This is a genomic window from Marinobacter flavimaris (assembly GCF_002933295.1).
In the GTDB taxonomy this organism is placed as follows: domain Bacteria; phylum Pseudomonadota; class Gammaproteobacteria; order Pseudomonadales; family Oleiphilaceae; genus Marinobacter; species Marinobacter flavimaris.
In genome coordinates this window covers 113,311-129,168 of sequence record NZ_PSSW01000006.1, presented here as the reverse complement: position 1 = coordinate 129,168, position 15,858 = coordinate 113,311, and the positions used below count along the sequence as shown (strand labels likewise).

At 58.9% G+C, this 15,858-nt stretch carries 12 protein-coding genes; 7 read left to right on the top strand and 5 right to left on the bottom strand.

Annotated features, from left to right (window positions below):
* Nucleotides 1-66: 66 nt before the first annotated feature.
* A complete protein-coding gene (locus MDHKLMBL_RS12765) occupies nt 67-714 on the bottom strand; it encodes an OmpW/AlkL family protein (protein WP_104270940.1) in 648 nt (215 codons plus the stop codon).
* A gap of 145 nt (nt 715-859) precedes the next feature.
* Complete coding sequence (locus tag MDHKLMBL_RS12760) at nt 860-1,342, bottom strand: winged helix-turn-helix transcriptional regulator (RefSeq protein WP_008172663.1); 483 nt, start codon at nt 1,340-1,342, stop codon at nt 860-862.
* Between the two features lie 89 nt (nt 1,343-1,431).
* Here MDHKLMBL_RS12760 and MDHKLMBL_RS12755 point away from each other — a divergent pair, with 89 nt between their 5' ends.
* Nucleotides 1,432-2,544, top strand: coding sequence for an NADH:flavin oxidoreductase (locus tag MDHKLMBL_RS12755; RefSeq protein WP_008172665.1), 1,113 nt, complete (start codon nt 1,432-1,434; stop codon nt 2,542-2,544).
* 152 nt (nt 2,545-2,696) lie between these two features.
* Nucleotides 2,697-3,002, top strand: a complete 306-nt coding sequence (gene bamE / locus MDHKLMBL_RS12750) for an outer membrane protein assembly factor BamE domain-containing protein (protein WP_053113314.1) — start codon at nt 2,697-2,699, stop codon at nt 3,000-3,002.
* Nucleotides 3,003-3,032: 30 nt separating this feature from the next.
* Here bamE and pntB read toward each other — a convergent pair whose 3' ends face one another.
* The 3 genes from pntB to MDHKLMBL_RS12735 form a co-directional block, all read right to left on the bottom strand.
* Nucleotides 3,033-4,424 (bottom strand): Re/Si-specific NAD(P)(+) transhydrogenase subunit beta, encoded by a 1,392-nt coding sequence (pntB, locus tag MDHKLMBL_RS12745; protein ID WP_053113313.1) that lies wholly within the window; start codon nt 4,422-4,424, stop codon nt 3,033-3,035.
* A gap of 12 nt (nt 4,425-4,436) precedes the next feature.
* The gene (locus MDHKLMBL_RS12740; RefSeq protein WP_008172671.1) at nt 4,437-6,014 is read right to left on the bottom strand and encodes a Re/Si-specific NAD(P)(+) transhydrogenase subunit alpha; all 1,578 of its coding nucleotides are present in this window, start codon (nt 6,012-6,014) and stop codon (nt 4,437-4,439) included.
* A gap of 104 nt (nt 6,015-6,118) precedes the next feature.
* A complete protein-coding gene (locus tag MDHKLMBL_RS12735) occupies nt 6,119-6,751 on the bottom strand; it encodes a TetR family transcriptional regulator (protein ID WP_039881970.1) in 633 nt (210 codons plus the stop codon).
* A 506-nt stretch (nt 6,752-7,257) separates the two neighbouring features.
* On the opposite strand from MDHKLMBL_RS12735, the gene MDHKLMBL_RS12730 reads away from it, so the two are divergent.
* The 5 genes from MDHKLMBL_RS12730 to MDHKLMBL_RS12710 all read left to right on the top strand — a co-directional run bounded on the left by MDHKLMBL_RS12730 (nt 7,258) and on the right by MDHKLMBL_RS12710 (nt 15,771).
* Nucleotides 7,258-8,841, top strand: coding sequence for a flavin-containing monooxygenase (locus MDHKLMBL_RS12730; protein ID WP_104270939.1), 1,584 nt, complete (start codon nt 7,258-7,260; stop codon nt 8,839-8,841).
* Between the two features lie 115 nt (nt 8,842-8,956).
* Nucleotides 8,957-10,018 carry a zinc-binding metallopeptidase family protein gene (locus MDHKLMBL_RS12725; protein ID WP_053113311.1) on the top strand — a complete coding sequence of 354 codons (1,062 nt, stop codon included), beginning with the start codon at nt 8,957-8,959 and terminating at the stop codon, nt 10,016-10,018.
* Nucleotides 10,019-10,032: 14 nt separating this feature from the next.
* Entirely contained in the window at nt 10,033-11,493 is a 1,461-nt protein-coding gene (locus tag MDHKLMBL_RS12720; protein ID WP_053113310.1) for a circularly permuted type 2 ATP-grasp protein, read from the top strand.
* Nucleotide 11,494: 1 nt separating this feature from the next.
* Nucleotides 11,495-12,433, top strand: a complete 939-nt coding sequence (locus MDHKLMBL_RS12715) for an alpha-E domain-containing protein (protein WP_008172676.1) — start codon at nt 11,495-11,497, stop codon at nt 12,431-12,433.
* A 35-nt stretch (nt 12,434-12,468) separates the two neighbouring features.
* Nucleotides 12,469-15,771, top strand: a complete 3,303-nt coding sequence (locus tag MDHKLMBL_RS12710; RefSeq protein WP_104270938.1) for a transglutaminase family protein — start codon at nt 12,469-12,471, stop codon at nt 15,769-15,771.
* Nucleotides 15,772-15,858 lie beyond the last annotated feature (87 nt).

The following is a 15,858-nucleotide window of genomic DNA, read 5'->3' as shown; positions in this document are numbered from 1 at the left end:
GCCCCGCACAGGAGAGCGCACCTTTCGTCAGCCAACAGACCGTGGCGACTGACGGAGGCACGGGGATCAAAACTTGTAGGACAGGCCTACCATGTAGACTAGGGGATCAATTTCCACATCCACGGTCTGGTTTACAGCTTCAATTTTCGCCTCGGTGTCGATGTCTATCCACCAGACTGCCGCGTTAACACCGATGTTTTCGGTGATCATGTAATCCAGGCCAACTTCCGCAGCCAGGCCGAAGCTGTCATCGAGCTTGATATCGGTGCCTGCAAGAGCGCCGGCGGTTTGTTCATCAAAAAAGACGGTATAGTTCACACCCGCTCCAACATAGGGTTGCAGCTTGCTGCCGCTCGGCATCGGGAAATACTGAAGTGTGATGGTTGGTGGCAGCTGTTTTGTTTCGGCCAGCTTACCAAGACCAGCGAGGTCACCGTCACCTTTAATATCGTGGCTGAAGGGAGTTGCTGCGAGCACGCCCAAACCCAGTTGATCTGTAAGCATATAGCTCAGGGTCAGGCCTAGTTGGGTGTCGTTGTCTACGTCAACTCTTGCGTCGGAGCTGAGGTTGGTAATAGGGTCACTCGAAGCGTCTGGTGCAACTGTCACCACACCAACGCGGCCAATAAAATCACCAGCTTCGTACGCTTGAACAGCCGGCGCCGCAGCCATAACCGCTGCAGCCAGAACACCAAGTTTAAATGTGCGGGACATATCCATCTCCTTAACCTGAATCGTTGATGGCTTCAGATTAGTGGCAGCGGAGAAAGGAAACTTGATTTAGCGCAAGATTGGCCGGGCAGGGGGGCTGGTTTGATCGCAAGATTGACGTAGCTCAAGAAATCGGGCGGCGCCGCGATTACTGCGGAGAGTCAGGCGGAGGTCTTTTGCCTTCGGGCAGACTCTCGTCCGGTACGAACACATCCCGGATGCTCAGGGGGTTGCCATCGGCATTCTGGACTTCCACCGTGTGAATAGGGCGGCCGGTGGCACGGTCGCGCAGGTCCAGGGGTGTCTGGTCCGGGGCGGGATTCCACTTGTCGCCCCACTGGCGCAGGGCAATCACCACCGGGAACAGATCCCGGCCTTTCTCAGTCAGGCGGTATTCAAAGCGGGAGCCGTGTTCGCCCACATCCACCTTGCGCAACACCTCGTTATCCACCAGCCGGGCCAGACGATCGCAGAGGATATTCTTGGCAATGCCCAGTTCCTGCTGGAAGTCCACGAACCGGCGGGTGCCATACATGGCGTGTAGTACGATCAGCAGGGACCACCAGTCACCCACTTCATTGAGGGCACGGGCGACGGAGCAACTGGAGTCATCAAAACGTTTTCTGGCCATGGTGGGAGTGTACTGAATAGGGTTGCATTTTAAAACCAGATTCAATATGGTTGCTTAAAGAAACCAAACTAGTAAGGTTGCACATTACCATGAGCATGAATCTTGGCCCGCTTTTCGAACCGTTTGAACTTCACAACCTCAAGCTGCGTAACCGGGTGGCGATGGCACCGATGACCCGCAACTTCTCGCCTGATGGTGTGCCGGGTGAGGATGTTGTGGCCTATTATCAGCGCCGCGCCGAAGCCGGCGTTGGTCTGATCATTACCGAAGGCACTACAGTAAATCACCCCGCCGCCAGTGGTTATCCCAATGTGCCGGCATTTCATGGTTCCGACGCCCTTCAAGGCTGGAAAAACGTTGTTGATGCCGTGCACGAAGCCGGTGGAGCCATTTTCCCGCAACTCTGGCACGTTGGCGCCGTACGCAAGGAAGGCACACCTCCGGATCCTTCGGTGCCCGGTTACAGCCCATCCGGTCTGTTTGGCCCTGGCAAGCCCAACGGCAAAGCCATGACCAAAGAGGATATTGAGGATGTCGTCACCGCCTTTGCCGATGCCGCCCAGGATGCCAAAGCCCTCGGTTTTGATGGTGTCGAGATCCACGGTGCCCATGGCTACCTGCTGGACCAGTTCCTGTGGGAAGGCACCAACCAGCGGGACGATGAATACGGCGGCTCTATGGAAAACCGCCTGCGCTTCGTGGTCGAAATCGTTGAGGCGGTGCGCCATCGCGTCGGGCCTGATTTCCCGATCATGCTGCGGTTCTCCCAGTGGAAGCAGCAGGATTACGAAGCCAAACTGGTGAACAGCCCTGAGGAACTCGAACGGTTCCTGAAGCCACTGGTGGAAGCCGGTGTGGACATTTTCCACGCCTCTACCCGCCGGTTCTGGGAGCCGGAGTTTGAAGGCTCGGATCTGAACCTCGCAGGCTGGACCCAGAAGCTTTCCGGCAAGCCGACCATGTCCGTGGGCAGTGTCGGGCTGACCGAAGATTTCATCAGCGGCACCTTTGCCAGCAAGCAGGAAGCGGTTGAGAAAGCCGGGATCGATGAGCTGGTGGAGCGGATGAATAACCACGAGTTCGAGCTGATTGCCGTTGGTCGGGCACTTCTGCAGGATCCCGAATGGCTGATCAAGGTGAAAGAAGGCCGGTTGAACGAAGTCGAATCCTTCGCCAAGAAGTCCCTCGCCAAACTGTATTGATTATCCCCTTCGATCGGACGATCGACCTGCCGCAGCGCCTCCCGGCCTGCGGCTTTTTTGTTTCCGGAAACCTGTCGTCTTCGTAATCGCGTCTGCTCAGAGACACGTTATGATGGGTGAAATTCACCCGAATATGAGGGATACGTATGTCGATGATTGGTTCGGTTAAAACGTTGTGCGTGGCTCTGGTGATGGCGGCCATGGTGGGCTGTGCGACTGTCGGCAAAGACTTCGCCACCCACAATGTGGACCAGATCCAGATTGGTGAAACCACGCGGGCCGATATCCAGGAGATGTTCGGCGAGCCGTGGCGCACCGGGATCGAAGACGGCAAACGCACCTGGACCTATGGCAAGTACAAGTGGTCTGCCTTCGGTGAAGCGGAAACCACCGACCTGGTGGTGCGGTTCAACCAGGACGGCACCGTGTCGTCCTACGTGTACAACACCACCGAATAACTCCCGAAGAAAACAGGCGCGGGGCTGCCTTCAGCCCCGCAAGCCTCCTACCAGCTTATCGATGCTTTCCTTGGCATCGCCGAACAGCATACGGGCGTTGTCCTTGAAGAACAGTGGATTCTCCACCCCGGAATAACCGGTGGCCATGCCCCGCTTGAGGATAACCACCTGGTGGGCCTTCCAGACCTCCAGCACCGGCATGCCGGCAATCGGACTGCCCGGGTCTTCGGCGGCGGCCGGGTTCACGGTGTCGTTGGCGCCGATGACCAGCACCACGTCGGTATCCGGGAAGTCATCGTTGATTTCGTCCATTTCCAGCACGATGTCATAAGGGACGTGGGCTTCCGCCAATAGCACGTTCATATGCCCTGGCAGACGGCCGGCCACCGGATGAATGCCGAAACGCACGTTTACGCCCCGTTCCCGAAGGATCTTGGTCATCTCGCTGACGCCGTTCTGGGCCTGGGCCACCGCCATACCGTAACCGGGCACAATGATCACCGACTGGGCGTTGCGCAACTCCTCGCAGACATCATCGGCACTGGATTCGTGCACCGTTTGATCGGCGTCCGCGGCCGCCGAACTGCTGCTGGTCTGGCCGAAGCCACCGAGAATCACGCTGATGAACGAGCGGTTCATGGCCTTGCACATGATGTAGCTGAGGATGGCACCGCTGCTGCCCACCAGGGCACCAACGACAATCAGCAGATCATTGCCCAACATGAAACCGATGGAAGCGGCGGCCCACCCGGAGTAACTGTTTAGCATGGATACCACCACCGGCATGTCGGCGCCGCCAATAGCCATGATCAGGTGAATGCCGAGGACCGAGGCAATGGCGGTCATCAGGATCAGGGCAACGATTCCCAGGGCCATGCTCTCGGTGCCCAGGAACCAGGCCCCGAGCAAGACGCAGACAATGATCGCTGTCAGGTTCATCAGATGCCGTCCGGGCAGGGTCAGCGCCTTGCTGTCGATTCGGCCGTCCAGTTTGCCGCAGGCCACCAGTGAACCAGTGAAGGTAATGGCACCTATAAAAATGCCGACAAACACCTCCACCAGTTTGATGGTGTGCTCGGTACCGGAGGTGGCAATCAACGGCTCGATATAACCGGAAAAACCTACCAATACCGCCGCCAGACCCACGAAACTGTGGAGCAGGGCGACCAGCTGAGGCATCTGGGTCATTTCCACCTTGTTGGCGATGGGAATGCCAATGCCGGCACCGAGCAACACGGCAATGATGATGGCGGTAATGCCTCCGTCTACGCTGGCCAGAGTGGCCCCCACCGCGATGATAATGCCGGCGACGCCGTAGAGATTACCGCGCCGTGCCGATTCCTGGTGGCTGAGGCCACCCAGGCTGAGAATAAACAAGATACTTGCGACCACGTAGGCCACGCTCACCAGTCCTGTGCTCATATCGGGCGCCTCCTACTTGCGGAACATTTTGAGCATGCGATGGGTGACCCGGAAGCCACCGCCCACGTTGATGCTGGCAATCAGCACCGCCACAAACGCCATGATGCCAACGGCAATATTCTCCGCCTGGGCCAGATGCAGAATGGCGCCGATAACGATGATGCCGCTGATGGCGTTGGTAACGCTCATCAGGGGGGTATGCAGGGAAGGGGTTACGTTCCAGATCACCTGCCAGCCAATAAAGCAGGCCAGTACGAACACAGTGAAGTGTTGCAGGAAGCTTTCCGGCGCGTGGGCGCCCACTCCGTAGAGCGCCAGGGCCGTCACCACCAGAAGAACGCCTTTGCCGATCAGGCTGCGACGGTCCGCGTCCTTCTTGGCGGCCGCTTTTGCTTCGGCTGAAGGCTCCTCGGTGCCCGGTGCGGGCTTGGGGCTGACCGGCGATTCCGGTTGTGGCGGCGGCCAGGTTATTTCGTCCTCGTGAACCACCGTCAGGCCGCGGATGACTTCGTCTTCCATGTTCACCAGCGGCGTGCCGTCTTTCTCGGGTGTCAGCTCGGTGAGCAGATGCACCAGGTTGGTGGCGTACAGATCACTGGCCACCTTGGCCATCCGGCTGGGCAGGTCGGTGTAGCCGATCAGGGTAACGCCGTGTTGATGGGCGACTTTGCCCGGTTCGGTCAGTTCGCAGTTACCCCCTCGCTCTGAGGCCAGATCCACGATCACGCTGCCGGGCTTCATGGATTTTACCATGTCGGCGGTGATCAGTTTCGGTGCCGGTTTGCCGGGAATCAGGGCGGTGGTGATGATGATATCCACCTCTTCCGCCTGCTCTGCAAACAGCGCCATCTCCGCCTTGATGAACTCGTCACTCATCTGCTTGGCGTAACCACCGCTGCCGCTGCCTTCCTCGTCACCGAAATCCAGTTCCAGGAACTCGGCGCCCATGCTCTCGACCTGTTCCTTTACTTCCAGCCGGGTATCAAAGGCCCGCACGATAGCGCCCATGCTGTTGGCCGCGCCAATGGCTGCCAGGCCAGCCACCCCGGCACCGATGACCATGATTTTCGCGGGTGGCACCTTGCCAGCAGCGGTAACCTGCCCGGTAAAGAAACGCCCGAAGTGGTTCGCCGCCTCGATCACCGCCCGATAGCCGGCGATGTTGGCCATGGCGCTGAGTGCGTCCATCTTCTGGGCGCGGCTGATGCGGGGCAGGCTGTCGATGGCGAAAGACGTGATCTTTCTGGCGGCCAGCTTTTCCAGCAATTCCGGGTTCTGGGCTGGCCAGATGTAGCTGACCAGAAACGCGCCCTCCTTCATCAGATCCGCTTCGTGTTTGCCCAGTGCCGGATTTTCCATGGGCGCGCGGACCTTGAGGATAAAGTCGGCTTCTTTCCACAGTGAGCTGGTATCGGCTGCGATGGCTGCGCCCACTTTTTCATAGGCGGCATCGGAGTAGTTCGCCGCCTCGCCGGCGCCGCCTTCCACGATCACGTCATAACCAAGTCCGATTAACTTGTGAACAGAAGGTGGCGTGGCGGCCACTCGCCGCTCGTCCTCAAAGATTTCCTTGGGGATACCGATTTTCATTATTGGTTTGCCTCCGGATTTCCCGATTGATCACTTGTTCTGGTTATCTACATACTAGTGCAGGTTGCCAGATCTGCCCGGAAAGCGGATTTATCGGAGGTATATCAGCCCTGCCTCAGGGCGAGGCGTTCGACTTCCGTTTGCGACAGGTGATCAAGCATCGCACCCCGGAACTGCCGGTTGATGAAATGTTCGGTTTCGGTCTGGATGGTTTCGCGCTGGGCGGGTTTCTCGATGTAATCCATGGCCCGGAACAGGATGTAGCGGATGGTCATGCGGGAGACTTCATGAATGGTCTCGGACGGCACGGCGCTCACCAGTTGCCGCTCGATAATGTCTTCGGCCATTTCCCGGGCGCTGGCTTCAAGCTGTGATTCAAGGGCCCGTCGCAGTATCGGGGAGGGGCCGTGGAGTTCCCGCACGGCCACCGTAGTTGCCGCCGGATTGGCCAGGAAGTAGTGGTACACAAACGCCACCGTATCCCGCGACGCCTGTTCGGAAGAATCCGCCATCTGCCGCAGATCCCGGACCCCGGCTTTCATCTCCTCGGCAATGTAACCCAGTACCTGCAGGCCGAATTCATCCAGGCTCTTGAAGTGTCGGTAAAAGGTATTCGGATTCAGCCCCGCCTCCCGGGCAAGCTCCCGCAGTCCCAGCGACGTCAGGCTCCGGGTTTCGGTAATCAGCCGAAGCGCAGCCTGGATGAGTTTCAGCTTTCCGCCGGTTAATCCGTTCATCTTTTCCTCTGCTTTGGAGGTTGGCCGCGTTGGCAGGTATTCCGAAAACCGCTGCAAGTACGTCCATGTACGCTTGCTCTCCGCCATCCCTGGCTCCGAGCATTTTCGGAATACCTGCCAACACGGCCCCCGAACAATGGAAGTGGGCTGCCAGACTTGAGGCGACTGTATGAGGGCGGGCCACTGTGAGTCTGACGGTCGTTTGTGGGAAGGGCTTCCAAAACTGTCTCTCGCCATGGATGGCGAGAGCCAAGCGTCACAGGGATGTGCCGCAAGGAGCGCGTTTTGGAAGCCCTTCCCACAAATGACCAGCCCCCCCCAGCCAGAGCCCGCCGCAGAGGCCAATGATCAGTCACCTGAGGCCAATCACCGAACCAGGAGTATACGGTTGTATACCAAGCTGTGTATACATGTGTCTACCGGCCATGATGACCCGCCGGATAACAACAGACAAGGTCTAGTGTCCCGTTTAGCTGGGGCACTGGGGCCAACGCAGGAGTGCAGCAATGACACAGAACACACAGATCGCCATCATCGGCACCGGATTCTCCGGCCTGGGCATGGCCATCAAACTCAAGGAAGCCGGCTACAACGACTTCGTGATCCTGGAGCAGAGTGACGACATCGGTGGCACCTGGCACCAGAACCACTACCCGGGGTGTGCCTGTGACGTGCAGTCTGCACTCTACTCCTTCTCCTTCGAGCAGAACCCGAACTGGAGCCGGATGTATGCCCAGCAGCACGAGATCAAGGCGTATCTGAAACATTGCGCCGAGAAATACGGGCTGATGAAGCACATCCGGCTGAACACCCACGTGGCGGGAGCGCGATTTGATGAGACCCACCAACGGTGGGTTGTTGAAACCTGTGATAGTCCGACGCTTTGGGCGTACATGCAGGAAAGAGGCGTGAAGCCGGGAGACCGGTTGGATCGAACCGATAAGGGGCTGCCGGAATTCACTACCTTGAGGGCCGATATCCTCGTTTCCGGAATGGGGGGATTGAGCACGCCGGCGTATCCGGAGATCAAGGGGATCGAATCCTTCACGGGCAAGCGTTTCCACTCCCAGGACTGGGATCACGACTACGATTTGCGCGGCAAGCGGGTGGCGGTGATCGGGACCGGTGCCTCGGCCATCCAGTTTGTTCCGGAGGTGGCGAAGCAGGCGGCAAAGGTAGACCTGTACCAGCGCACACCACCGTGGATCATGCCCAAGCCGGACCGTGCCATCCGGCCAGTGGAGAAGCGGCTTTTCCGGATGTTCCCACAAACACTCAATGCGTTCAGGCAGAGTATCTACTGGTCGCTTGAGGCGCGGGTACTGGGCTTTGTGGGCAATCCGCGTATTCTGAAGTTGGGTGAACTGCAGGCCCGCCGGCATATCCGCAACCAGATTCCGGACAAGGCCTTGCGCAGAAAGGTTACCCCGGATTTTCATTTCGGCTGCAAACGGGTGCTGATTTCCAATAACTACTATCCGGCGCTGGCCCAGGACCATGTGGATGTGGTGACCGAGGGTATCCGTGAGGTGCAGGGCAACACCGTGATCGATGGTCAGGGCAACAAGCGGCAAGTGGATTGCATCATCTACGGCACCGGTTTCCGAGCCCAGGACCCGATTCCCGCGGGCATGATCTTTGGCCGTAATGGTCAGGATCTGCTGGATGCCTGGAAGGATGGCGCCGAAGCATACAAAGGCACCACCATCAGCGGTTTCCCGAATTTCTTCATGCTGATGGGGCCGAATACCGGCCTCGGCCACAGCTCCATGGTGTATATGATCGAAAGTCAGATCCAGTACGTGCTGGATGCCCTCCAAAAGATGCGCCGGCAGCAATGGAGCAGCATGGAAGTGAAGCCGGACGCCCAGAGCCGTTACAACGCTTCCATTCACGCAAAGCTTGGTGATTCAGTCTGGCAGACCGGCTGCAAGAGCTGGTACGTGAACGAAAACGGCAAGAACACCACATTATGGCCAGGCTTCACCTGGCAGTTCCGTCAGCAGACACGACGCTTTGATGCGGCTCAATATCTGGTTCGTGCACCAGAATCCGGGGTTAGCGAGCGCGAATCGGCTCTGGCCGTTTAACGGTTGGCAGCGGGGGACTTTCGGGCAGCTTTCGGGCGTGTCCAGGTTGCGTTTTGGCCCTTTTGGCCAATACTGAAAGGATGGTCTTGCCGCTCTCGGCCAAGGATGTCCCCTGATGAAGCTGTTTCACTGTGGCCGATGCGCCAACCTGCTGTATTTTGAAAACAGTCGTTGTACCAGTTGTGGGTCTGGACTGGGCTTTGCCCCGGATGTCATGGACTTGCTGGCTATCGAGCCAAACGATGATGGCACCTGGGCGGCCGTCGCCCGGGGCGACCTCTACAGGCTTTGTGGCAACTATCAGAACCAGGGTGCCTGCAACTGGCTGATCCCTTCTCCGGACGCCCACACCTTCTGTGTCGCCTGCCGACTGAACCGCACCATCCCCGATCTCAGCATTCTGAAGAACAACGATCTCTGGCGGCGTCTGGAGAAGGAAAAGCGGCGTCTGGTGTATTCGGTGTTGCGCCTTGAGCTGCCCTGCGAACCCCGTAATGAGGACCAGTACGGGCTGGCGTTTGATTTTCTGGCTGACCAGCCGGCGATGTTCGACGAACGCGCGAAAGTAAAAACCGGCCACGCAAATGGCGTGATCACCATGAATATTGCCGAGGCAGATCCTGTGGAACGGGAGCGGATGCGCAGCCAGATGGCTGAGCCTTATCGCACTGTTTTGGGGCATTTCCGTCACGAATCCGGTCATTACTACTGGGACATCCTGGTCCGGTCCGGGCCGTGGCTTGGGCCGGTTCGGGAGATGTTCGGTGATGACGCCAGAGACTACAAACAGGCGCTGGACCAGTATTACCAGTACGGCCCGCCGGGTGACTGGCAGAGCTGGTACATCAGCTCCTACGCCAGCAGCCATGCCTGGGAAGACTGGGCCGAGACCTGGGCACACTACCTGCATATGGTGGATACATTAGAGACTGCCTGGCAGTTCGGGATGCGGGTGAATGCCCGCCAGCGCCCGGTAATGAACAGCGAACCAGACCCTGCGTTTGACCCCTACCAGGCCGACGATTTCGATGCACTGATCAAGCACTGGTTACCCCTGACGCTTGCGCTCAACAGCCTGAATCGAAGCATGGGGCATGACGATGCCTACCCCTTCGTGCTTGCGGCTCCGGTGGTGGAGAAACTCCGTCTGGTACACCGAATAGCTCACGGTGGTTAACGAAAGGACCCCAAATGAAAAAGAACAAATCGATAGACTGGAAAAACTACGATCCCAACGAGTTCTACGATGAACTGATTGCTGCCAAGGGCAAGCCCCGGCCTGCGGCCACGGCGATTACCGACTACCTGGGCAATCTTGGTTCCGAGGAAATCCAGGCGCGCCAGCAGGCGGCCGAACTGGCGATACTTGAGATGGGGGTCAGCTTCACTATCTATAGCGAGGGCGAAAATATTGACCGGGCCTGGCCCTTCGACATCATTCCCCGGGTTATTTCGCGTCGGGAGTGGGAAACCATCGAGCAGGGTCTGGCCCAGCGCCTGACGGCCCTAAACATGTTCATCAACGACATCTACAACGACCAGAACATCGTCAAGGACAAGGTCATCCCCAAATATGTGTTCGCCAACTCGAAGAACTTTCGCGAGCAATGTCGGGGGTTCACGCCGCCACTGGGGGTCTGGGCGCACATCTGTGGATCCGACCTGGTGCGGGATAAAGATGGCAAGGTGTATGTTCTTGAGGACAACCTGCGGGTCCCCTCGGGTGTTTCCTACATGCTGGAGAACCGTCAGTTGACCAAACGGGTGTTCCCGGAGCTGTTCGACAAAACCAGCATTCTGCCGGTCGATGACTACACCAACCAGCTGTTCGACATGCTGGCGTCGATTTCGCCCCGGCCTCAGGACCACCCGAAAATTGCGGTGCTCACGCCAGGTATTTTCAACTCCGCCTATTTTGAACATTCCTTCCTGGCTCAGCGCATGGGCGCCGAGCTGGTAGAAGGGGCCGACCTGGTGGTTGGCGAAGATGATTGTGTCTACATGCGTACTGTCGAGGGCCTGGAGCGCGTGGATGTGATTTATCGCCGCATTGACGACGATTTCCTGGACCCGGAGGTATTCCGTTCCGATTCCACTCTGGGCGTGCCCGGTCTGATGCGAGCCTGGCGCAATGGCAAGGTTGGCCTCGCCAATGCACCGGGTGCCGGCGTGGCCGACGACAAGGTGATCTACGCCTTCGTGCCGGACATGATCCGTTACTACCTGGATGAGGAGCCGATCATCCCGAACGTGCCCACCTACATGTGTGTGAACAAGCAGGATCAGGAGTATGTCCTTGAGCATCTCGACGAGTTGGTGGTCAAGCCCGCGAACGAGTCCGGGGGCTATGGCATGCTGGTGGGGCCCCATTCCACCAAGAAGCAGCGCACCGAGTTCGCGCGCCTGATCAAGAAGAACCCGCGCAACTACATCGCCCAACCCACATTGAGTCTCTCTGTGGCCCCAACTTTGTGCGACGAGGGCCTGGCGCCCCGACACCTGGATCTTCGGCCTTTTGTGCTGCAGGGCGTGAGAACCTACGTTACGGCTGGCGGGCTTACGCGGGTGGCGATGCGAAAAGGCTCCCTGGTGGTGAATTCGTCCCAGGGCGGTGGAAGCAAGGATACCTGGATCGTGGACGAGGAGAATTGATGTGCTGTCACGTGTAGCGGAACGACTGTACTGGATGGCCAGATACCTTGAGCGGGCCGAGAACAACGCCCGGATGATCATGGCCTTTAATTCCCTGGCGTTGGACATGCCCCGGGAAACCCAGCTTTCCTGGAAGGGACTGGTGGCCGTGACGGGCATGGGGGCGCTGTTTGACCAGCATCATCAGAAGGCCGATGAGCGCAACTGTGTGAAGTTTCTGATGGCGGATGGCTACAACCCGAGCTCCATTGCCTCCTGCATCAAGGCCGCCCGGGAGAACGTGCGCACCACCCGGGACCAGATTCCAACCGACGCCTGGGAGGTGATCAACGAGCTGTACCGGTACATCCTGGAGAACATAGATCAGGGGGTTGGTAAGCGGGCGAGGTACGAATTCCTCAACGAAATCGTGGGTCGCTGCCAGATGCTCAATGGTTTGCTGGCCGGTTGCATGAGTCACGATGAGGGGTATGACTTCATCCGAGTAGGCCGCAACCTGGAGCGGGCGGACATGGCCACCCGGCAGATTGAAGTGGGCGCCCTGCAGTTCCTCGACGGCTGGGATGGCACCGAAACCTATGGCGGGCTGCTGTGGACCAGTGTCCTGCGTTATCAGAGTGCCTTCCAGATGTACCGTCACAATGTGCGGCGGAAGGTCAGCGGGCCTCTGGTCATTCGTTTCCTGTTGCAGAATGAGCCGTTCCCGCGATCGGTGCTGCACAGCCTCAGCGAAGTCGCGGGCGCTCTCGACCGTCTGCCAAGGAACGAGATTCCGCTCCGCACCGCGTTGCAGGCGGTACGTCACACCCGGGATGGGGACGTGGATGCACTGATCCGCAAGGAGGACGTGATCCTGTTCCTGGAAAAACTGCAGTTAGAAATCGGTGAGCTTCACGACGATATTGCAGAGACGTGGTTTCCTGTCTACGAGACAGCCTGAAACTCCCAATTTTATTCGCCTGTGAGATAGGTTCCATGTCGATTCACGTTGCCCTGAGCCATACCACCCACTATCGCTATGAGCGCCCGATCAGCCTGGGCCCGCAAATAGTTCGATTGCGTCCGTGTCCGCACGGGCGGACGCGCATCCTCAGCTACTCGCTGAAGGTGGAACCAGAGGGTTATTTCCTGAACTGGCAACAGGACCCCCAGGCCAATTATCTGGCCCGCCTGGTGTTTCCGGAGAAAACCGAAGAACTGAAGATCACTGTGGATCTGGTTGCCGAGATGGCCGTGATCAACCCGTTCGATTTCTTTCTGGAACCCCGGGCAGAGACCATTCCGTTTGAATACGAGGAGTGGCAGACGGCAGAGCTGGCGCCTTATTTACAGAAACTACCGGAAACACCGGAATTCCGTAAGTGGATGGCCACCATAGACCGCAAGGAAACTCCCAGCGTGGATTTCCTGGTGGGTGTGAACCAGAGCCTTGCTGACCGTATTGATTACCTGATCCGGATGGAGCCGGGCGTCCAGACCCCGGAGGAAACCCTGAAAAAGGGCTCCGGCTCCTGTCGGGATTCGACCTGGTTGCTGGTGCAGACGCTCCGGCATCTGGGGCTGGCGGCGCGCTTTGTGTCCGGCTACCTGATTCAGCTCAAGGCAGACCAGAAAGCACTGGATGGCCCTTCGGGCGCTGAGGAAGACTTCACCGATTTGCACGCCTGGTGCGAAGTCTTCCTGCCGGGCGCCGGTTGGGTGGGGCTGGATCCGACGTCCGGCCTGTTTGCCGGAGAAGGGCATATCCCGCTGGCCTGCAGCCCGGATCCGTCCTCGGCGGCGCCAATTACCGGCATGGTTGAGGAGTGCGGGGTCGAGTTCGAGCACCAGATGAGCGTTCAGCGCATCTGGGAAGCACCTCGGGTGACCAAACCCTATACCGAGGCCCAGTGGCAACGCATCGTTGGGCTGGGCCATGACGTGGACCAGCGTCTGACAGAACTGGATGTGCGTCTGACCCAGGGCGGTGAACCCACCTTCGTGGCGAATCACGACCGGGACGAGCCGGAGTGGAACACCGAGGCCATGGGCCCCACCAAGCGCAAGAAGGCCATCGAGCTCTATCACCGGATGCGGGATCGCTATGGCGCTGGCGGGTTGGTTCATTTCGGCCAGGGAAAGTGGTATCCGGGGGAGCCGCTGCCCCGATGGTCCCTGAACTGTTACTGGCGCAAGGATGGCGAGCCGATCTGGCGGGACGAGCGCTGGCTGGCGGATGAGCGCATCGAAGGCAACGCAAGCCCGGAAGATGCCCACAGGTTTTTGTCGGCCCTGGCGAAAGAGCTTGGTGTTGATGAAAAACAGCTGTTCCCGGGGTTCGAGGATGCCTTTTATTACTTGTGGCGGGAACGACGTCTACCGGTCAACGTCGATCCTTTCGATGCGAAACTCGAGAATGCCTTGGAGCGCAAGCAGCTTCAGCAGATTTTCAGCCGGGGACTAGATGAGCCCGTCGGCTACGTGCTGCCACTGCGTGTGTCGGAAAAGGAACAGGCCTGGGAAACCGGCCCGTGGTTCCTTCGCAGTGAACGCTGTTACCTGATTCCGGGCGGCTCCCCCATGGGGCACCGGCTGCCTCTGGACAGCCAGCCCTGGGTGGAGGAAGCCGATTACCCCTGGATCCATGAGCAGGACCCGTTTGCGCCCCGTGGCCAGCTGCCGGCCAGCGAGGAAATCCGGCAATGGAACAGCCGGGGACAGACCGGGCAGGCATCGCCGGAACTGGAGCCGCCGAAAAAAGGCAAGTCGGCACCGGAGATTGTCCGAACGGCCCTTTGTGTGGAGCCCCGGGATGGCATTCTCCGTATTTTCATGCCGCCGCTGGAGGAGCTCGAGCCCTACCTGGCATTGGTGTCAGCCATCGAGAAAACCGCTGCCACTCTCCGGCAACCGGTATTGCTGGAGGGCTACGAGCCACCCTCGGACCACCGGATCACCCACTTTCGGATCACCCCGGACCCGGGGGTGATCGAAGTGAATGTGCAGCCCGTTCGGACCTGGGATGAAATGGTAGAGCAGACCGAATCCCTGTACGCCGACGCTTACGAATGCCGGCTCACCTCCGAGAAGTTCATGATGGACGGTCGCCATACCGGCACCGGTGGTGGCAACCATTTCGTGCTGGGTTCGCAAAAGGCAGAAGATTCCCCGTTCCTGAGGCGTCCGGATCTGTTGCGAAGCCTGATCAGCTACTGGCATAACCACCCCAGTCTGTCCTACCTGTTCTCCGGCCTGTTTATCGGTCCCAGTTCCCAGGCGCCGAGAATCGATGAAGCCCGCAATGATCACGTGTTCGAGATGGAACTGGCATTCAGGGAAATGGAGCGGCTGTGTCCGGTGGGCAAAAAGGTCGCGCCCTGGGTGGTGGACCGGCTGCTCAGGGACCTGCTCACGGATGTGACCGGTAATACCCATCGGGCCGAGTTCTGTATCGACAAGCTTTATTCTCCGGACGGCCCGGGCGGGCGCCACGGGTTGCTGGAATTGCGGGCCTTCGAGATGCCGCCCCATGCCCGGATGAGCCTGACCCAGCAACTGCTGTTGCGGGCGCTGGTGGCACGATTCTGGGAGCAACCCTACAAGCCTTCCGGACTGGTTCGCTGGGGCACCGAGCTGCACGATCGTTTCCTGCTGCCGCACTATGTCTGGCAGGACTTCGAGGACGTCATCGACGATATGAAGGCGCAGGGCTATCCGCTCGAGAGCGAATGGTTCGCGCCCCATTTCGAATTCCGGTTCCCCCGGATCGGCGACTACAAGGTCCAGGGCATTACCCTTGAGCTGCGCTCGGCCCTGGAGCCCTGGCATGTCACGGGCGAGCATGGCGCCATTGGCGGCACGGCCCGCTACGTGGACTCCTCGCTGGAGCGTTTGCAGATAAAAGTTCGTGGCGCTGCGCCGGATCGTTACCAGATCACCTGCAATCAGGTGCCATTGCCGCTGCAGGCCACCGGCATGGTGGGAGAGTTCGTTGCAGGTGTGCGCTACCGGGCCTGGCAGCCATCGCAGTGCATGCATCCAACCATTGGTGTGGATGGCCCGCTGGTGTTCGATATCGTGGATACCTGGAACGAACGCAGCCTCGGGGGTTGCGAGTACCACGTAACCCACCCCGGTGGCCGGAATTTCGAGACTCTGCCGGTGAATTCGTTCGAGGCCGAAGGCCGCCGTATGGCGCGTTTCTTCCGGATGGGTCACAGCCCAGGACAACAACCCCTGCGGCCGGTTCCAGAGCATCGGGAGTTCCCGTTCACCCTGGATCTGCGATATCACAAATAACACGCGGGAACTTACCGTTTGATACTGGCCCGGGAGACTGCAAAGCGGCTATGCTTCCAGCTCACTGACCAATGGAGCCTGAATTCA